General features: G+C 39.6%; 17 protein-coding genes. 5 read left to right on the top strand and 12 right to left on the bottom strand.

All coding sequences use genetic code 11. The annotated features are described in order from the left end of the window. The first annotated feature begins 100 nt into the window (after positions 1 to 100). The 5 genes from H4J38_RS13690 to H4J38_RS13670 all read left to right on the top strand — a co-directional run bounded on the left by H4J38_RS13690 (position 101) and on the right by H4J38_RS13670 (position 5207). Complete coding sequence (locus tag H4J38_RS13690; protein WP_182132450.1) at positions 101 to 931, top strand: spondin domain-containing protein; 831 nt, start codon at positions 101 to 103, stop codon at positions 929 to 931. A gap of 17 nt (positions 932 to 948) precedes the next feature. Beyond that, positions 949 to 1782 carry a spondin domain-containing protein gene (locus H4J38_RS13685; protein ID WP_182132448.1) on the top strand — a complete coding sequence of 278 codons (834 nt, stop codon included), beginning with the start codon at positions 949 to 951 and terminating at the stop codon, positions 1780 to 1782. Positions 1783 to 2115: 333 nt separating this feature from the next. Continuing rightward, complete coding sequence (locus H4J38_RS13680) at positions 2116 to 2841, top strand: response regulator transcription factor (protein ID WP_182132446.1); 726 nt, start codon at positions 2116 to 2118, stop codon at positions 2839 to 2841. Beyond that, positions 2838 to 4319, top strand: coding sequence for a HAMP domain-containing sensor histidine kinase (locus tag H4J38_RS13675; protein WP_182132444.1), 1482 nt, complete (start codon positions 2838 to 2840; stop codon positions 4317 to 4319). The genes H4J38_RS13680 and H4J38_RS13675 overlap by 4 nt, the downstream gene beginning before the upstream one ends. 93 nt (positions 4320 to 4412) lie before the next feature. Next, positions 4413 to 5207 carry a M48 family metallopeptidase gene (locus tag H4J38_RS13670; protein WP_182132442.1) on the top strand — a complete coding sequence of 265 codons (795 nt, stop codon included), beginning with the start codon at positions 4413 to 4415 and terminating at the stop codon, positions 5205 to 5207. A 103-nt stretch (positions 5208 to 5310) separates the two neighbouring features. On the opposite strand, the gene H4J38_RS13665 is transcribed toward H4J38_RS13670, so the two are convergent. The 12 genes from H4J38_RS13665 to H4J38_RS13605 form a co-directional block, all read right to left on the bottom strand. Further along, positions 5311 to 6660 carry a Na+/H+ antiporter NhaC family protein gene (locus tag H4J38_RS13665; protein WP_182132440.1) on the bottom strand — a complete coding sequence of 450 codons (1350 nt, stop codon included), beginning with the start codon at positions 6658 to 6660 and terminating at the stop codon, positions 5311 to 5313. 551 nt (positions 6661 to 7211) lie between these two features. Further along, positions 7212 to 8651 (bottom strand): sugar porter family MFS transporter, encoded by a 1440-nt coding sequence (locus tag H4J38_RS13655; protein WP_182132438.1) that lies wholly within the window; start codon positions 8649 to 8651, stop codon positions 7212 to 7214. Positions 8652 to 9094: 443 nt separating this feature from the next. Continuing rightward, positions 9095 to 10735, bottom strand: a complete 1641-nt coding sequence (gene pgi / locus H4J38_RS13650; RefSeq protein ID WP_182132436.1) for a glucose-6-phosphate isomerase — start codon at positions 10733 to 10735, stop codon at positions 9095 to 9097. 117 nt (positions 10736 to 10852) lie between these two features. After that, positions 10853 to 11800, bottom strand: a complete 948-nt coding sequence (locus H4J38_RS13645; RefSeq protein ID WP_182132435.1) for a carbohydrate kinase — start codon at positions 11798 to 11800, stop codon at positions 10853 to 10855. Positions 11801 to 11881: 81 nt separating this feature from the next. After that, complete coding sequence (locus H4J38_RS13640; protein ID WP_182132433.1) at positions 11882 to 12841, bottom strand: sugar-binding transcriptional regulator; 960 nt, start codon at positions 12839 to 12841, stop codon at positions 11882 to 11884. 3 nt (positions 12842 to 12844) lie between these two features. After that, a complete protein-coding gene (locus H4J38_RS13635) occupies positions 12845 to 13555 on the bottom strand; it encodes an HAD family phosphatase (RefSeq protein ID WP_182132431.1) in 711 nt (236 codons plus the stop codon). Positions 13556 to 13577: 22 nt separating this feature from the next. Beyond that, positions 13578 to 15044 (bottom strand): mannitol dehydrogenase family protein, encoded by a 1467-nt coding sequence (locus H4J38_RS13630; protein WP_182132429.1) that lies wholly within the window; start codon positions 15042 to 15044, stop codon positions 13578 to 13580. Between the two features lie 27 nt (positions 15045 to 15071). Beyond that, complete coding sequence (locus H4J38_RS13625) at positions 15072 to 16100, bottom strand: ABC transporter ATP-binding protein (protein ID WP_182132427.1); 1029 nt, start codon at positions 16098 to 16100, stop codon at positions 15072 to 15074. A gap of 11 nt (positions 16101 to 16111) precedes the next feature. Next, the gene (locus H4J38_RS13620; RefSeq protein WP_182132425.1) at positions 16112 to 16942 is read right to left on the bottom strand and encodes a carbohydrate ABC transporter permease; all 831 of its coding nucleotides are present in this window, start codon (positions 16940 to 16942) and stop codon (positions 16112 to 16114) included. Positions 16943 to 16945: 3 nt separating this feature from the next. After that, entirely contained in the window at positions 16946 to 17818 is an 873-nt protein-coding gene (locus H4J38_RS13615) for a carbohydrate ABC transporter permease (RefSeq protein WP_182132422.1), read from the bottom strand. Between the two features lie 67 nt (positions 17819 to 17885). Then, positions 17886 to 19193: a sugar ABC transporter substrate-binding protein gene (locus tag H4J38_RS13610; protein ID WP_182132420.1), complete on the bottom strand. Its 1308-nt coding sequence runs from the start codon at positions 19191 to 19193 to the stop codon at positions 17886 to 17888. 190 nt (positions 19194 to 19383) lie between these two features. Further along, positions 19384 to 20685 (bottom strand): hypothetical protein, encoded by a 1302-nt coding sequence (locus tag H4J38_RS13605; RefSeq protein WP_404842619.1) that lies wholly within the window; start codon positions 20683 to 20685, stop codon positions 19384 to 19386. Positions 20686 to 20806 lie beyond the last annotated feature (121 nt).

The following is a 20806-nucleotide window of genomic DNA, read 5'->3' as shown; positions in this document are numbered from 1 at the left end:
AATTATAAAATTGTGACACATTTGTGATAACTCTGTGAAAGTTTAGCAATGTTTACTTTGCATACTAAGTGCGAAATCATTTAGTCATCAAGGGAAACTTATGAAACTTATTAAAGCTGCATCTGCTATTGCACTAGCCTGTTCAAGCTCAGTGCTAATGGCACAAACCATTGATATTCAAATTACCAACCTCACACATGCTCAACACTTTACGCCACGCTTAGTGATAGCACATGACAATACCGTTGACGCTTTTGAACCAGGTGTCGAAGCAACATCTGCTTTAGCTTGGCTTGCTGAGGCTGGCGTGATTGACGATGCTCAAAATCCGGCATCTTCAGGGCAGAACTTTGAAGCACTTTTAGGCCCAACAGATACCGATAACACCTCAAATACTTGGCATCGTATTGATGGTTTAAGCGCACCATCAACCACTGAAAACTATTCATTCGATACTATGGATAAATCTCACCTTTCTATTTTAGCCATGTTAATACCAACCAATGATGCCTTCGCTGGCTTGGACAGTATTAAAATACCCACTACACCTGGCACTTATACTTACATGGTGAACGCCTATGACGCAGGTACAGAGTTAAATGACGAACTAAATAGTATGCGTACTGATATCGTTGAACAAGGTGGTACACCGCTTGGTGGTTATGGTGCGCCAGGTGTTGCGGGTGCAGGTGCTTCTCCAGTGCCATTAGGTGTCGGTGGTATGGGTGTTGCGGCCAAAGTAGGTTTTGCACAAGACGGCACTGCAATTGGTGCTAACGAAGTGGTAGATGGTACAGACGGCCCAGTACATATTCATAGAAATGTTTTAGGTGATACCAGCCTTACTGATGGCGCTAGCGATTTACAATCGACAGAACATCGTTGGTTGAACCCTGTTGCTCGCGTAACTATTACTATCCCAGCACCTTAATTTAGGGAAAATAGATCATGAATATGAACAAAATAAATTTAGCTTTACTGCCGCTAATTGCTGTATTAGCAACGGGTTGTGGTGGCGATGATGGCGACAACGGCGCTACAGGTCCAGCAGGTACCGCAGGTGTTGACGGCACCAATGGAAGTGATGGCACAAATGGCAATAACGGAACTAATGGTAATCTTGCAGTGTTCACTGTGCAACTAACCAATTTAACCTATGGTCAGCCATTCTCATCGGCAGCGGTAGTGCTACATGAGCCAGGCTTCAATACATTTATAGATGGTGAAATCGCAAGTTTAGGGTTAGAAAAACTTGCAGAAGGTGGTGATCCCACCGAGCTGATGTCAGAAGCTTTAGCGGCAACCCAGTATTTAGATGCAGTAACTACGCCTGGCGCAACAGCGCCAAGATCTATAGGGGTAATGTCGACATTATTAGTACCGCTTTTAGATATTGATGACTTACGCATTAGTTTTACCACCATGTTGGTTGATACTAACGACGGCTTTACTGGCCTTAATGCGGCAAACATCAGTAACATGACGGTTGGCCAGACTATCAGCTTTATGGCTCCTACTTGGGATGCAGGCACTGAAGCAAACACTGAAACGGCAAGTACAATGCCGGGGCCAGCAGCAAGTGCTGCCGGTGGTGGTGGAGCAAGTGCAGGTTTTGATACTACCCGTGATGATCTTTTTGATCTGGTTCACTTTCACCGTGGTGTTGTTACTAGCGCCAATGCAAGTGATGGTAGTAAAGAAGGTTTGAGCACCTCGATTTTAACGGAAGCTGATCGTTGGGATAATCCAACAGCACGTATTGTTGTAACCAGAACACGATAAACAGGCTAGATGCTTTGATGACACTTAGTTGACTCATAAAGATATCTACTCATTTTAATCATCATAAATGAGTAGATAATTAGTCAACTTGGTAAAAGCGTCGAACCCTATATTTTATCCCAATACAAAGCAATATAAGCTCACATGCAAAGGGAATTCACAAAGCAACGAAAGTATTTCTGTGCTAACAAGTTCTTATGAACAGGGCACAGAAAAATTACTTGTGTGAGCAGTAGGGATTGAACAATAGCGTTTAGGTTATTGTTCACATATTCACACTTCCACTCTGTGCCACTTTCTTGTCGATAAAAGATAATAATAATGGAGCAGAGCATGGATACCATACTGGTTGTTGAAGATGATCAAGACATTGCTGACTTAGTAACTTTAACCTTACAAGAAATTGGTTTAACAGTTGAACATTGTTTATCGGGTGAAGTAGCCATAGAAAAATTAGCAATTAATCAATATGACTTAGTCATGCTTGATGTCATGTTGCCCGGCATATCTGGCTTAGATGTTTGTCGGCAATTACGAGAGCAAAAGCCCGAACAGGTGATTTTAATGGTAACGTCAAGAAACAGTGAAATAGATCGTGTACTTGGCCTTGAGCTGGGCGCTGACGACTACATGACTAAACCTTTTAGTGTTCGAGAGCTTCAGGCGAGAGTTCGTAGTCAATTGCGACGTGTGCATATATTATCAAAAATAAGCCAACAACAACACGAAAAGCAATCTCCTGAACAGTATCTGACCTTAGGCACACTTAAAATTGATAGCATGTCCCATCTTGTCACACTCAAGGGTAACAATGTTGAATTGACCTCGACCGAGTTTGATTTACTTTTTTATTTAGCGTCACACCCAGATCAAGTTTTTTCTCGTGAACAACTATTAAGTTCAGTATGGGGCTATCATCATAGTGGCTACGAACATACGGTAAATTCACACATTAATCGTTTACGCAATAAAGTTGAAACTAATGCGACTAAACCCGAAATTGTACAAACCGTTTGGGGCGTAGGTTATAAGCTTTGTCGCCATGGTGTTGCGGCGTGAGATTATCCCTGTACCACAGACTATCATTGTCATTATTAGTGGTATTTATTGTCATTATCAGTGTGTTTTTTGTTTGGGCCGAGCACTTAGAACAAACCACTCGTTACGAATCTGAGCAACATTTGCACCTCTCGCTTGCGGCGAGTTTAGCGCGCGATAATCCACTGTTACAAGAAGGAGCCTATGATCACCAAGCACTGAAAAACCTTTTTCATACTTTAATGGTATTAGGCCCCGCATTTGAATTTTATTTTGTTGATCCCAATGGCGTTATTTTGACCCATTCAATTACGCCTTCATTGATAAAACGTAATCGAATTGACTTAAAACCCTTAATTCAATTAACACAAAACAAAGTTAGCTTGCCTATTTATGGTGATGATCCTCAACATGAAACACGGAAAAAAATATTTTCTGCTGCACCGGTTTTTAATGGCAGTAAATTAATTGGTTATTTATACGTTATTGTTACCGGCGAACGTTATGAATCTGCTTATAATCGTTTAGATTCAGACCGCCAAGCTGAACTTTCTATGGTATTGCTGGTGTGCGCGTTAGTGTTTTTGTTTATTGTTATGCTGGGCATTTTCTATTACTTTACCCGGCCACTGCGATGCCTTAATCGTGATATTCAGCAGCTTAAAAAAGCAGGGTTTGATAAATCAGCATTGAATTTAACACCATGGATGCCAAATAGCAGCAATGAAGTACACCAGTTAGGCGTGGCATTTGAAGAAATGGTCAATCAAATTAATGACCAATTAAACCTGTTGCAACAAAGTGATGTGCAGCGGCGAGAGTTACTGGCTGATATTTCTCATGATTTACGCACCCCCTTGTCTTCTTTACAAGGCTACATTGAAATGATTGCCCATAAAGGTGATGAATTAACGGCACAGGCACGAGTAAAACATATTAATACCGTGCTAAAAAACACCCTACAATTAAAGTTGCTTATTGACCAAATATTTGAACTTACACATCTTGAAGGTGGTCAAGTGTCGCTAAATTTTGAAACCTTTAATTTAGCCGAACTGCTCTACGATATTATGGCCAAATTTAATCTGCAAACTAGTGCAAAAAATATCGACATTTGCGTTAAACCCAGTAGTTCTTATACTCAGGTGCACAGTGATATTGCTAAGCTTGAGCGCGTAATCAGTAACTTATTAGAGAATGCCATTCGCCATACCAGCGAAAATGGCATCATTGTTTTAACCATTGAAGAGTTTAGTGACAATCAATGCCGATTAACTATTTCGGATAATGGTACTGGCATAAAAGCAGAAGAGTTATCTTATATTTTTGACACCCGTTATCGTGCAAGCAATGCCATACAAGACAAAAACAAACATACCGGTTTAGGTTTAGCTATTACCAAAAAATTATTAGAATTATTGAAATCAGATATCAAAGTACAAAGTACCTTAGGTGAGGGGACTTCATTTTCGTTTAATTTAAGACGAGTAAGCCATTAAAAAAGTTAAAGTTATTTTTATCTAATAAAGCATAGATATTTCTATTTTCATTACTTAGAATAAACATAACTCTAAATTTTTTTAGGAAATCAAATGAAAATTAAATTGGCGATCTGTTTAGCAATCATCACTTTATCCGGTTGTACCAAATCTTCAACAGGACGTTCGCAGTTAATGATGATGTCTGCTGATGAACTCAATAAAATGGGCAGTGCTTCTTTCGAAGAAATGAAAACCAAAGAGAAAATTAGCCAATCGCCCGAAATTAATCGTTACGTGCAATGTGTTGCCAACGCCATTACCAAGAATGTACCAAAATCTGCCCATGACGGTGCTTGGGAAGTGGTTGTATTTGATGCTGAACAAGTTAATGCCTTTGCATTGCCGGGTGGAAAAATAGGCGTTTACACTGGCATATTAAAAGTGGCAGAAAACCAAGATCAGTTAGGCGCTATTATAGGACATGAAGTAGGTCATGTAATCGAGCAACACTCGAACGAGCGTTTATCGTCAAGCCAAGTTAGCCAAATGGGCTTGTCAATTGTCAGTGTGGTACTTGAAAGCCAGAATATTGAAAGCCGTAATATGATGATGGCAGGTTTAGGTTTAGGCGTTCAGTACGGTGTGTTAATGCCTTATGGTCGCAGCCACGAAAGCGAAGCCGATATTGTTGGCCAAGACTTAATGGCAAAATCAGGCTTTGATCCAAAAGCTAGTATTAAGCTTTGGCAGAATATGGCTAAAGTATCTAAAGGTGCGCCACCTGAATTTATGTCTACCCATCCTTCAAACGCAACTCGCATTAAGCAACTCACTGAACACTTGCCAAAATCAACGCCGATTTTTAAACAAGCAACGATGCCAAAATGCATTAAACCTGCAATTTAGTTTCACTCTGTCATATTGTATTTTGTCTAAAATAATTAAAGCCCGTGAATACGGGCTTTTTTGTGTCGGTTACCTGCTAGGGTGAGGTAATTTAAAACAAGTATTACTTTTTCGTGATACGCCAAAAAGCAAAGCTAGCCACCACAAATAAAATCATGGGGTAATAAGCATTTGATACCACTTCTAAAGGCGATATTTGTAAGGTGGCACCAAGTAACAAGGCTTGTGCTCCGTAAGGTAATAAACCTTGGTTAATACAAGCATAAATATCTAACAAACTCGCCGATTGGGCAGGGCTGAGTTCTCCGTCAGTCGCTAAGTCTTTTGCCGTTTCACCGGTCACGATAATAGATACCGTATTGTTAGCGGTAAAGAAGTTACAACAAAATGCTAAAGCGCCAATACCAATACCTGCAGCACGCTTTTTATTATTAGGGCTAACCTTAAGCGTTAAGCGTTCAATACTTGCGGTGAGGGCACTTAAGCCGCCTTGACGTTTAATTAGCTCACTTAAACCACCAATAAATAACGACAAAATAAAGATGTCTTGCATACTAGCAAAGCCTTTATTGATATCGCTTACCCAGCTCGCTAATTGATAACCATTGTTTAGCATACCAATAGCGGCGGCTAAAATAATACCGATGATCAACACCAAAAATACATTCACCCCCGACAATGCTAATGCCAAAATAACGATATAAGGTAAGAAGCCGATAACATCTAGCTCTTGGTTAACTTCGTGGCTTAGGGTAACGCCATTAGCGGCGAGAAGTGCTAAACAAATTAAAGCTGCAGGAACAGCAAACTTAAAATTGACTCGAAATTTATCTTTCATATGCGCGCCTTGGCTGCGGGTCGAGGCTATGGTGGTATCAGAAATTATTGATAAGTTATCACCAAAAATAGCTCCCGATATAATGCAGCCGGCAATAAGGCTAGCATCGATATCAGCAGACTCAACAAAGCCTAAAGCAATAGGCGCAATGGCAGCTATGGTGCCCATTGACGTGCCCATTGCAGTAGCAAGAAATGCCGCTACTAAGAATAAGCCCGGTAATAAAAAATAATCAGGAAAAAACGACAGCCCAAGTTGCACACTGGCATCAACACTACCGGTAGCTTTAGCAACCGTCGCGAAAGCACCAGCCAAAAGATAAATAATACACATAGTAATGATATTTTGATGACCAGCCCCGGCTATAAATTGGCTAATTTGCTCATTTACCGTCTCTCTACCCATATAAATAGCTAATAATATGGCAGGAATAATGGCAATGCTAGCGGGTAATTGGTAGAAGGCAAAGTCAACGCCTTGCAGTGTTAAAACAATACCGGTGCCAAGAAATATTGCAAGAAAAGCACCAAAGGGTAATAGGCTTTTTAAACTTTGATTAGGACTACTTTTGGATAACGGTGCTGGCGTAGGTGTTGACGAAATATTATTGCTCATGAATAGGATCTTTTTAGTTATTATTTTTATTCAAGCTAAACAATAACTTTTTCTCAAGAAATGTCTATATTGGATTGCATTATATGGCGTTAAACTTACTTGTCAATCTAGACGTCTAGAAGTTTGTTTTGGGTTTATCTAGATGTTAGATAGTTGATGTGGCCAATTTATTTTGTCGGCAACTCAGCAGTTAACATCAGTAGTAATTCAATTTTTTCATTTTTTTATAGAAGTCATCAAACTGTAAAGGTTTAGTTATGTTGCCACTAGCGTCAAAACGATAACAATTCTTTAATTGCTTGTGCCGTATTTGAAGTACTTGTGATAACAACGGGAATGTCTTTAAGGTTATCGTCTTCTTTAATCATTTTAAGGTATCGATACCGCCTTGTCTGGGCACTTAAATATGTCCCAGTCATCATAAGGGGGCTCGTTTCTTAAGTAATACGCTCCTTAAATATCTACACTTTTATCAGAGTAAGGTCCTAAATGTATTTATTCATTTAGAACCTTAGAATTTAAGTCTATCTAAGCGCAATTGCTCATAAAGCTTACATTGCTTCTAAACGAATACCGCGCGTTTCTTTAATGTATTTAACCACAAAGAATATACTAATAAAGGCAGACAGGGCATATAAACCATAAGCGCCAGCTAATCCAACGCTACCTAATAATATTGGAAATGTCATGGTAATGGCAAAGTTTGCTATCCATTGTGCGCTAGCTGCAACGGCTAAGGCCGCACCACGAATGCGGTTATTAAACATTTCGCCTAATAATACCCAAACAATTGGCCCCCAACTTAAGCCAAAAAACACCACAAATAAGTTAGCGGATATTAAAGCGAATGTCCCCATACTTTCTGATAACGCGAGCTGTCCTAATTCGTTAAATCCAGCCGTACCAAAGGTATAAGTTAACGCGCTTAAGCATATAAACATGCCAACACTGCCAACTAGCAACAAGGGTTTTCGGCCAATTTTATCAACCAATGCAATGGCAATAAAAGTGGAAACAATATTGGTTATGCCTGCCATTACATTAATAAATAAAGATTGGGATTCGTCAAAGCCTGCTGCTTGCCAAAGCTGAGACCCGTAATAAAACACTACGTTAATCCCGACAAACTGTTGAAATACCGACAAAGCAATACCGACCCAAATAATAGGATGAATTTTTTTCTTGCCATCAATAAAGAGATCAGCAATGCCAGGTTTTTTATCGCCGTGTAATGATTTTTTTACTTCTTCAACCTGTGCATCTTCGGCGCCAGTGGCGATACGTTTAAATATAATTCTGGCTTCTTCAATTCTGCCTTGAGCTACTAAATATCTTGGTGATTCAGGAATAAAAATAACACCGACAATAAATAATATAGCTGGGATAAGTTCAACCCAAAACATCCAACGCCAAGCGGGAAGGTCAAGCATTAAAATAGCTTCAGCACCGCCAGCCTCATTAGCAATAATATAATTACTTAAAAAGGCGGCAAATAAACCAAGCACAATGGCTAATTGTTGCAAAGTGGCTAACCTACCACGAAGCGCCGCGGGGGCAACTTCGGCAATATAAGCAGGAGCTAGTACTGATGCGGCGCCAATGCCTAAGCCGCCCAATAAACGATAAAAAATAAACTCTGCCGAAGAGTCTGATATGCCAGAGCCAAATGCACTAACGGCAAAGATAATTGCCGTAATAACCATAATAGGTTTACGACCGGCTTTATCTGCAATTGGACCAGCCAATAACGCACCAAGCGCACAGCCTAAAAGTACAGAGGCGACATTAAACCCAGTAGATATATCGTTGGAATTGAAAGCATTACCTAGCGCGGTAACGGTGCCATTAATAACACCCGAGTCAAAACCAAAAAGAAAACCACCAATGGCGGCCACCGATGAAATAAAGAGTACATATAACACCGAACTTTGAATTTCTTCAGTATGTTGTATTGTGCTAACGGCGTCTGATGACGGAGGTTTTGTATTCATGAATGAATATCCTTATTATTATTTATTTTATTATGTTTTAGCGCTTATTTTCTACTGTACTTTAATTATGACTAAATTGAACAGCAATTTTACCCTGTGATAACCATGATATTTGCTAATACGAATACTTTACGTGGGCTAATTGGCTGATTTATAAAACTTCAACAAATGAGAAATAACAGTGCCTATTTAGCTTTAGCCTTAGATATGATTTTTGTAGTTATTAGGTTTGGATTATGCGATTTGTGTGGGTTTGTTAGAGGTATTAAGAACGAAATCTATAAATGGTATTTCATTTCAGTAGATTACAGATTTAGGAAGTGTATAAGTATTAGGTTTGATTACTAAGAGTGGTGATGGGGTTTTATCGTGTTATAAACAATAAAAGTAGCCCCAGTAATAAATTTAATGACAGGGACTACAGTTTATTTGATTATTATTTTTTAACTTATGGTGCGTCTTTTTCGGCTAATTTCGATCAAGCCTTTAGTTGAACCGTCCATATTTAAAGGCATATCAATATTAGAAAGCTTGCTAAATATTTCATTACCCAGTGCTTTACCTAATTCCACCCCCCATTGGTCAAATGAGTTTATTTGCCAGATCACGCCTTGCACAAAAACTTTATGCTCATACAAAGCAATGAGGCTACCTAAAGCTTTAGGGGTTAATTTTGGCATTAATAAGGTGTTACTAGGTTTATTGCCTTTCATTACTTTATGAGATGACAAGTAACTGATCTCATCAGTGCTACATTTTGCTTTTGTCATGGCGGCAATAACTTGTTCTTCAGTTTGGCCTTCCATTAACGCTTGGCTTTGGCCTAAACAGTTAGCAATTAACATGTCGTGATGATCAGAAATATCAACATGTGGGTTAAGCGGTAGAATAAAGTCGACCGGTATTGGCGTTTTACTTTGATGGATCAACTGATGAAATGAATGTTGTCCATTCGTTCCTTCACTACCCCAAATAATAGGGCCGGTATCGTAGTTGGTTTCTTTATTATCTAAATTGACCGATTTACCGTTACTTTCCATATCTAATTGTTGTATGTAAGCCGGTAAACCACGTAAATAATGATAATACGGTAACAATACTTGCGACTGTGCACCGTGGAAATTTCTATACCAAATGCCCAGCAGTGCCATAATTACGGGCATATTTTCTTCAAAGGGTGCCTGTCTAAAATGTTCATCCATTTCGAAGGCGCCATTTAAAAACGCTAAGTAATTATCATAGCCAATACCAATGGCAAGCGGTAAACCAATAGCAGACCAAATAGAGTAACGACCACCTACCCAATCCCACATTGGGAAGATATTTTGCTCACTTATGCCAAAGCTTTTAGCCGCTTCAATATTACTCGATACACAGGCAAAGTTATGTTGAATATCGGCAACTTCAGCTTGCTCTAAGAACCATTCTTTCGCCGACTCAGTATTTCTAAGCGTTTCTTGTGTGGTTAATGTTTTTGATGAGGTGATTACTAAAGTGGTTTCAGGATCTAAACCAGATAACACATCATGAATATGACAACCATCAACATTGGCAACGTAATGTACATTCAAGTGCTTTTGACGATAGGGCTTTAAAGCCTCAGACATGATTTTAGGCCCTAAAAATGAGCCACCAATACCAATAGCCACGATATCTGTAAAGGGCTTGCCGCTATAACCTTTGGTAACGCCAGATGAAACGTCATTCACAAACACCTTAATTTTCTCTAAAGTGCTTTTGACCAAGGGCATAATATTTTCGCCATCAACATATACTGGCTCATCAGAAAAATTACGTAAGGCGGTATGCAAAACGGGGCGGTTTTCAGTGGTATTAATTGGGGCACCTGAAAACATTTTCTCTATTTTTTCTTTAACACCACATTGCTGCGCTAAATCAACCAGCAATTTTTTCGTTTCAGGTACTAAATGATTTTTTGAGTAATCTAAAGTTAATCCTGATGCTGAAATGGTGAATTTATCAAAGCGTTCAGGGTCGATCCTAAATAAAGATTTTAAGTGAATTGTTTTGCTGTCTAAATAATGAATTTGTAAGTTTTGCCATGCCAGTGAATTAGTTAACATGTTTAATAAGCCTTTATAATAAAATTTATGTTTGTTTCAAAAAATAGAGTAGTTAGCCAAAATAACTATTTGAATAAACAGGTGAATGCTGCTTATTCAAAGTTAGCGCCAGTTGCTTTAGGAACTTGCAGGCCAGTCTAGTTTGGTGAGTACTTCTGCTTGAGTCGGTGGATGACAACCAATTTTTGATACGTTGATAGAAGCCGCTAAAGAACCAAATTTTAAGGCATAAGCTAAGTCTTCTTTCTTAGCTGAAGGCGTTAGTGCATTCTCACGCAGTAATTGAGCCAGCATAGCTGAAAAGAAAGTATCTCCAGCACCTACAGTATCGCCCATGGGGACGGCTTTAAATACAGCTTGCTTAATATTAACGTCTTTAGTGATAAAGTGGGCACCGTTTTCACCTAATGTTAGCACCACCATACCATTTGTCATGTTCTCAAGCATCGCACTTGCTAGCTGCTCGGGATCACCAATTAAATCTTGTAATAGTAAATCTTCATCGCTGACTTTTACAATGTCTGCATAACTGACCAATTGAGCGATAGCTTCAACATATTTAGCGTGGTTAATTTCAACTCCTTTGCGGACATTAACATCGATACTAATTTTAACCCCTCTAGATTTTAGCGCTGTCATTACTGGAATTAATACATCGATCATTTCTGGCACAAGTGCTAAAGAACCGGTGTGAAAAAGATCTAAATCTTTCGGGAGAAGCTCTAAAAGTTGCTGCGCGTTAATATCTAAATCAGCAACTGACTTACGATACAACCTGTAATCTGGGTTGCCTTGCTCATTTTTATAAACTAAAGCTAATGACGTTGCTTGAAACGATCTGTTATTAGTCGGTATATTTATCCCTTCTTCGACAGCAGATTGGTAGATTTTATCGCCAAATGTATCAGTCGAAATAGGTGACAAGTAGCTACAATCAAGCCCCTGTTTAGAAAAACTTCTAGCTACATTATATGGAGAACCACCAATAAATGGACGGTAATCGCCATTTTCTTGCTCGATCATGTCAAAAAGAGCTTCACCGAAAACAGCTACTTTAAATGTCATTGTAATTCCTTTATTTTACCGGTTACTAGGGTATTAAAATGGTAATGGTTAACTTGCTAGCGCGATTAAACTCGGTCGATTTTAATCTATGCTTAATAAACGTTCAGCGGTGTATTCATTGGTGATTAAACCATTGATTAATTTAGATCTTAGCGCGCCTAATATGGCAAATACTTTCTCTTCACCCGCGGCAATGGCATACACTGCTTTGTCAGAGTTAACTTTCAAAGGCGTACTGGCAACGCGTTGGTTGACGGCGCAGTCAATTAAATTACCGTTGATATCTAACACCCAACTAATTAATTCTCCAACAGCGCCTTTGGTTTGTAGCTCTTTGAGTTCTTTTGGGGTGACAAAACCATCGATATGTAGCGGAGAGTTTATGGCTAGATTACCAACACCAATAAAAGTCACATCAGCTTGCGCTGCTAACTTTAAGTTATTAGCGATATACCGCTGGGCATGTAATTGCTCTTTTTCTTCCTTACTACTGGGTAGTACAGGTAATGGCATAGGGTAATGTTTAGCATTGATGTGTTCAGCCATACGCATAACAACATCGTATGAAGAAGCCGAGCCATCTGAAGCCATGTTACCGAGTAAAGCAACTATTTGATGCTGCTCACAATTCAATAAAGCCAGTTCTTCCACACAAGCTCTTAAAACTCGACCTGTTCCCATAGCGATTACTTTCGGCTCTAGTGATTTTAAATGCAGTTCTATTTCTTTAGCACCGGCTTGGGCAAGACCTAAGGTTGACGTTGGCTCATTGTCATCACTTGGTACGACAATACATGATTGTAAGCCAAAGCGATTTTTGATTTTTAATTGCAGGTCCATACACTTAGCGATTGGATGTTCTAGCCTGACTTTAATCAAACCTTCACTTACCGATAGAGCAACCATGCGCTGTGCTGATTGACGCGACACATTAAGCTTTTTAGCTATTTCTTCTTGTGTATTGCCGGCAACGTAATACAACCAACCTGCTTTAGCAGCATCGTCTAACTTTCTTATTTCTGAATTAGATCGTTTTAACACGGTTTACCTCTCGATTTTAACTGATGAACTAAGCGAAGGTACTTGCTCAAATAACTGTTCCCAATGTTCTATTGTACTAACATCGTCGTGTATTTTAGTAGCAACATCTTTATTTTTCAGGTGACTAGCACCAACATATCTGATGACATGCATATTGGCCGCAAGAGCAGCACTGATACCCGCATTAGAATCTTCTATCACTAAACAGTTTTCACGTGCTACGCCCATTTGTTTGGCAGCGTGTATAAATAAATCTGGCGCGGGTTTGCCATTTTCCACCTCAGAGGAGGTAAATACCCGGCCGTCAAAGTACTGTTCAAGCTTGGTATAATGTAGCGAGTGTTTTACTTTCGCTGGGCTGCCACTTGTGGCGACGCAACTTTTTACCGAAAGTTGAGATAATACTGAATCAAGATGCTGAGTCTGTTGTAACTCCTCGGCAAAAACGTCTATTAATGCTTCTCGATAGCGCTGGCGAAATTCACGAGTTAAGGTAATAGCAAAGTCGGCGAAAACTTTCGCGGTAACATGCTCAAAATTAAATCCTAAGAAGTTGGTTAGAAAATAATCTTCTGATACCACTACACCGATTTCTTTAAGCATATTAAGTAATACGCGTTGGCTTAATATTTCACTATCGACTAACACACCGTCGCAATCAAAGATGACCAAACTTATGGTGCTATGTCCGGATAAAGCTTTAAATTCAGTCATCTTTATGTTTCCTATTGTATTGTTATTTTAAATACCGCTCTAGGGTAGCAAGAGTACCGACATCCCAAAGCATTTCCAACCAAAAGGTAAAGTTTTTAGTAAAGTTGTCATTATTGCTAAGATTTCCAAATATATCATTCATTTGTAAAAATACTGGCGCGTCATCTTTAGCTAAAATGGCTTGTGATATTAATCTTGTGGATTGCGGGTCATCAAGCGTAAAAGTGCTTTCTAAATTACCACCTTCAAAACAAAGTCGGCACCATAACGCTACAACAAGTGCGAGGCCTTTACAGTCTCTGTTACTTGCTATGTTAGCCGCTATAATTGGCAAGATAAACTTTGGTAAACGGTTTGATGCATCTTGGCAAAGCCTAGGCACAGTATCGCGAATTTCTGGATTAGCGAATCTAGATTCAATAATTGAAAAGTAATCATCAAAACTAACACCCGGCACAGGTGAAAGCGTTGGGATAATTTCTTCACTCACTAGTTTTTTAAGGTACTTACTGATCAACGGATCTGCCATCACGTCATGTACAAAAGCAATGTTTAACAATGATGCCGGGTAAGCAATAGCAGCATGACCACCATTAAGAATACGTAATTTCATTAATTCAAATGGTGCTACATCTTCAACAAACTCTACGCCGACAGCCTCTAAAGGAGGGCGACCATTAACAAAGTTGTCTTCTAATACCCATTGTCTGAAAGGTTCGCAAAAAACAGGCGCTTGGTCTTCAATGCCAAATAAGCTGGTTAACCGTTCACGCTCTTGCGCTGATGTTGCAGGCGTAATGCAGTCAACCATTGAATTTGGAAAGGTTACTTTCTTGCTGATCCAATTTGCTAATTCAGGGTCTATGGCATTGGCCATCTCATTGACAACACGTTGCGTAACATTGCCATTATGTGGAATGTTGTCGCAAGACATTACCGTGAAAGGTTTTATGTTTTGCGCACGACGAATTTTCAGTGCCGCGATAATTAAGCCAAATACGGTAGAAGGTGAGTCGATATTGGCAATGTCGGCTTGAATTTCTGGATGAGCGAGGTTAAAAGCTCCTGTTTTGTCATCCATAAAGTAACCACCTTCTGTGATGGTTAAAGATACAATGCGAATTTCACTTTCACTGAGCGCAGTAATTAGCGTTTCGGCGTCATTTTCAATGAAATCGATCATAGATGCAGTAACCTGAGCGGTAAGGTTCTTATCATCTAATTCAACAACGGTTGTTAACCAATCTTGTTGTTGTAGTTTATCTCGCATTGCCGCATCGTATGACTTAATGCCGGCACCACGTATTGCCCAATCGTGAGCAATTCCGACGTTAAATAATTTGTGCATGTACATAGCTTGATGCGCACGATGAAAATTACCAACACCGATATGAATGATCCCAGGTGACAAAGACTCTCTACTGTAATTAGGTTTTACAACCTGACTTGGTAGCGCATCAAGGGTTTTATTGTTTAGTTTAATAGACATAGATATTTGCTCTTAGTTTCCAACAGCCTAAATAGAAACAACGCTAGCGTGTTGTTGAGGCAAAGTGATTCCAGCGGCATCAAAATGAAGCATCTTGTTGTCCATGGCACTTAGAAAAATTTTGTCGCCATAAACAAAAGGACAATCACCACCGGCTTTAACGGTAAAGGTGCCACTGCCTTCAACATGAACATGTAAAAATGTTTCAGAACCAAGATGTTCAATTACACCTACTTTTCCAGCCCACATGCCTGCTTCTGTTGATATTTCAATATGTTCTGGTCTAATGCCTAAGCAACAAGTTGGATCATCAGTAATGGGATCAACATCCATAAAGTTCATTTTTGGTGAACCAATAAAACCCGCGACAAATTTATTAGCTGGGGTGTTGTATAGCTCTAAAGGGCTGCCTACTTGCTCGATTATGCCGGCATTAAATACTGCAATACGATCAGCCATTGTCATAGCTTCTACCTGATCATGCGTAACATAAATCATGGTTGTGGCTAAAGTTTTATGTAGTTCAGAAATTTCTAGACGCATATTAACGCGCAAAGACGCATCTAAATTAGATAAAGGCTCATCAAATAAAAATGCAGAAGGCTGACGCACAATGGCGCGACCTATAGCAACACGTTGGCGTTGGCCACCTGATAATTGCCCAGGTTTACGCTCTAGGTAATCAGACAAGTTTAATATTTTAGCGACATTCGCTATTTTGCTTTCAATTTCTTCTTTGCTAACTTTTGCACGCTTTAATGGAAAAGCGATATTGTTGCGCACTGTCATATGTGGATACAAAGCATAAGATTGAAACACCATGGCTAAACCTCTTTTAGCTGGAGGTGTAGCCGTTGCATCTTCGCCATCAATTTCTATGTTGCCACTTGTGGTGTCTTCTAAGCCGGCAATCATTCTTAATAACGTTGATTTACCACAACCTGATGGACCAACAAATACGATAAACTCGCCGTCTTTAATTTCTAAATCAATCGGTTTAATTACGCTTACATCGCCGAAGTTTTTAGTTACTTGCTTTAAATTAATACTACCCATTTTCAAATCTCCTATTTAACTGCGCCGAAACTTAATCCACGCACTAATTGTTTTTGACTAAACCAACCAAGTATTAGAATTGGCACAATGGCCATTGCTGACGCTGCAGACAACTTGGCATAAAATAAGCCTTCTGGGCTTGAATAACTGGCGATAAACGCGGTTAACGGTGCTGCATCTGCTGCAGTTAGAATGAGGGTCCAAAAGGCTTCATTCCACGCTAAAATTACATTTAATAATAATGTTGAAGCGATACCAGGTAAGGCGATAGGCAAAAGTACATATAATATTTCTTCGCCGATACTTGCCCCATCCATTCTTGACGCTTCTAGCACTTCACTCGGGATCTCTCTAAAATAGGTATATAGCATCCACACCATGATCGGTAAGTTAATCAAGGTCATCACAATAACCAAACCTAACTTAGTATCGAGTAAACCAAAATTACGGAACAACAAGTAAATTGGAATAAGCACACCTACTGGCGGCAACATTTTGGTTGAAAGCATCCACATTAATAAATTTTTAGTACGTTTAGTTTGGACAAATGCCATTGACCAAGCTGCAGGGATAGCGATTAGTAAGCCTAAAATACTCGAGCCTAGTGAAATCACGATAGAATTCCAAAAATGGTTAAAGTATGGCGAGCGAGCTAAAACCTCTTCGTAATTCTCTAACGTCCAGTCAAACATGAATAAACTCGGGCTAGAAGATATAGCTTCAGCCTCTGTTTTAAAGCTTGTGATCAGGGTCCATAATATTGGGAAAAATATTAAGCTACTGATCGTCCAAGCTAAAAAGGTATAAATTAGTTTTGATTTATTACTCTTATTTATCGACATCAGTTAATCCTCCAAGTTCTTGCCAATTAATCGCATTAAGAATATTGCAACTATATTGGCGATAATTACAGCCACAATGCCACCTGCTGAACCACCACCAACATCGAACTGTAGTAATGATTGAGTGTAAATTAGGTAAGTAATGTTGGTTGACTCATAACCTGGTCCACCGCTGGTCGTTACTAATATTTCAGCGAAAATAGACAGTAAGAAAATTGTTTCTATTAAAATTACCGCGGTAATTGCTCGTCCTAAATGGGGCAAAACAATGTAATAAAATTTACTGAATGGTCCAGCGCCATCTAAATCTGCGGCTTCAAGTTGCTCACGGTCGAGTGATTGAATTGAAGTAAGCAATATTAGCGCGGCAAAAGGTAACCACTGCCATGAAACAATGATAATAATTGACAATAATGGAATTTGAGCAAAAAAATCTATTGGGGTAACGCCAATCCAATCGGCAAAATGAGCGAATAAACCATTAACAGGGTTCATTAACATATTTTTCCACACGAGAGCCGAAACAGTTGGCATAACGAAGAATGGTGCAAGTACCATAATACGGACATAGTTGCGTCCCCATATAGCTTGGTCGAGCAATATAGCTAAACCAATACCACCGCCTAGGGTGATCAATAAAACACCACCAACCAGTAATAAAGTATTGAAAAAAGAAGTTATAAATGCAGGATCTGTTAGGAAAAATTCATAGTTTAAGAAACCAATGAACTCATTGTTTCCGGGGGTAAGCAAATTGTAATCTAAAAACGAAAAGTACAATGTCATGCATAGCGGAACCAACATCCAAGCCAACAGTAAAACCACTGAAGGAAATAACATTAACCGAGCGAGTGTACGTGAATTTGTTGTCGCCATCACCAAGACCTTTTAAAAGTAAATATTTGGGCAAGCATTTGCGGCTTGCCCACTAATAACCAATGAACTATTTTGGATAGCGCGCTTTTCTCATTGCACGTTCCACTAGGCGTTGAGAAGTTTCTAACGCTTCTTTCACTGTCATTGTTCCGGTTAATGCGGCAGAAAACTGTTGTCCAACTGCCGTGCCTATGCCTTGAAACTCTGGGATAGCAACAAACTGCACACCGACATAAGGAACAGGTTTTACGGTTGGGTTTTTAGGATCTGCTGATTGAATGGAATCTAAAGTAATTTGTGCAAAAGGAGCTGCAGCCATATATTCAGGGTTGTTGTAAAGTGAAGCTCTTGTTCCTGGAGGAACATTTACCCAACCTTTTTTGTCTGCTACTAATGTTGTGTACTCTTTAGATGTTGCCCAGCTAATAAACTTCATTGCGGCATCAGACTTCTTACTGCTTGCAGGTACGGCTAAAGTCCAAGCCCATAACCAGTTACCACGTTTACCTAGATTATTATGAGGTGCTAAAGCAAAACCGACTTTATCGGCGACTAAAGAGTCTTCTTTGTTAGTAACAAATGCACCAGCAACCGTTGCATCAATCCAAATACCACATTTACCTGTTTGGAATAACGCTAAGTTTTCATTGAAACCGTTTGCTGAAGAGCCTGGAGGACCAGATTCTTCCATTATATCTACATAGTATTGTAACGTGTCATGCCATTCTTGAGAGTCAAACTGTGGTTTCCAGTTTTCATCGTACCAGCGCGCACCAAATGAGTTAGACATAGCGGTAATAAGAGCGATGTTTTCACCCCAGCCTGCTTTTCCGCGTAAACAAATTCCGTAAACACCGGCTTCTTTATCTGTCATGGCTTTAGCTGCTTTGCGAATAAAATCCCACGTTGGGCTTTTAGGCATTTTCAGACCGGCTTTTTCGATAAGGTCAGTGCGGTACATTACCATTGAGCTTTCACCATAAAATGGTGCAGCGAATAGTTTGTTATCAACTGTTAAGCCACTTTTTATAGCAGGTAATAAATCTTCTGCGTCATAGCTTGCCCCAAGCTTATCAAGCTCTGTTAGCCAACCTTGTTTCCCCCAAATTGGAACCTCATAAGTCCCTATGGTCATAACATCATATTGACCACCACGAGTTGCCACATCAGTTGTTACGCGTTGTCGAAGAATATTCTCTTCTAGTGTTACCCACTTTAATTCGATACTCGGATTTTTGTCAGTAAAATCGCTGCTCAGCTCTTTCATGGTGATCATGTCACCGTTGTTTACTGTGGCGATGGTAATAGTTTCGTTTGCTACAGCAGCGCTCATAGTCATAACGCCGCAAGCCAGCATAATTAATCTGTTCATCATCTGGTATTCCCCATATTCAAAGTTAATGTCTCACCTAAAATGGCGTTAGATGAGACTATTTTTTGTAATTGTAATTGTAATTTTAATTTTTCGTAGTCTAGAAAATGTAAGACTGTCTGCAATGCACCTTAGTTCAACGCTAGGCTTTACATTACTAGGTTAAATCAGCCGACTCAAGCCGGCTAATAACTTAGAATTTAACTGAAATTTCTGATGTAAAACCGTCAAAACCTGTGCCGATTTGGCCACCTGAGTTAACACCTTCATCTTGATCAACATATTCAAACTTCAACAATGTTTTGTCATTAAACCAGTAACCTGCAGCTACTTGAATACGCTCAACAGTGTTGTCCGTTTGTGCAATTAAATCTGAAGTGTTTTCAGCATCTGAGTAACGAGCTGCCACATAGAACTTGTTAGGAATAATGTAGTGTTGTGCTTCAATGGTATAGTACTCAACAGAAGTATCACCCTTAATTACACTATTTGAGTCGAAAGTTGTTCCTTGGGCATTTGCAACGCCATCGACACCAAAATAAGTAACGCCGGCTACTGCGTTACCCGCTGAATCTGCGAAGGTATAATCATCAGTCGACTTACCAACCATCAAAATAAGACTCGTTTCTGGTGTAGGTTGATATGCTAAGTTCAACTGAATAATCGACTGTTCAATACCTGGCATTGCGCCAACATGGGTATCACGTTCACTCGAAGGGCCAGCAGAGAAGTTATAGTTTTCACCATCACCAAAACGATAGTTAGTTGTAGTAACACCGGCAAGGCTAGCTACGCCATTTTCAAAACGTAATTGGTCGCCTTGGTTCGCTTGGAAATAATTTAAACCCGCTTTAAAACCACCGGCGAATTCAAGTGTTCCTTGTAGGCGGAAGTTGAAGCCGCGATCTTCTTGGAAAGCTTCACCAAAACTTGAAGTAGTAATATGACCAGCAACATTATAGCCACGGATCATACCGCTATCACGTGTTTCGCTGTAGCTTAATTGCATACCATTTTCTGCGGTTGCGTAATCAGTGATGCCGTTACCAATAAGTGCATTGCCTTGGTTGTCAGCGCCATCCTGGAAACCTTTGAACTGGAAAGGGGCTGCGCCAATGTTACCCAAGCGAAGCGTTAAGTCAGCGTTTTCACGCGCTTGACCCGTTAGGCCAAGAAGCTCAAACTCAATACCCGCGAAATCTTGGTGAAATGCGAAATCTCGGTCACCGTTGTTACCAAAGTCATTTGGCTCTTCAGCAATGTCAACATCGGCTACGATATGCTCGTTGATGTGAAATTTAAGTTGTAAGTTGACTCTTAAACGACCAAAACCTGAAGACTGTTCTTCATCAGCTGGACGGAATGCACCTTCTTTCGCTTGAATTGACTGATAGTTTTGCAGAGCTAAAAAGTTAACTTCTGCAAGACCATCAAGAAACTCGACAGACTGTACATAAGCTGGTGCTGATGCAGCCATAACTGCTGCAGCTAACATACCTAGTTTGCCAAATTTTGATCTTGATTGATTATTGTTTTGAGTTTTATGGATTGTTGAGCTAGACATATTAATTCCCTTTTTGCTTGTTGACGTTAGTGTTTGTTGTATGTTTTTAAAC

The sequence above is a fragment of the Colwellia sp. BRX10-3 genome (assembly GCF_014077505.1).
Taxonomy (GTDB): Bacteria; Pseudomonadota; Gammaproteobacteria; order Enterobacterales; family Alteromonadaceae; genus Cognaticolwellia.
The sequence above is the reverse complement of the archived record's forward strand: the minus strand, read 5'-3'. Positions and strand labels throughout refer to the sequence as shown.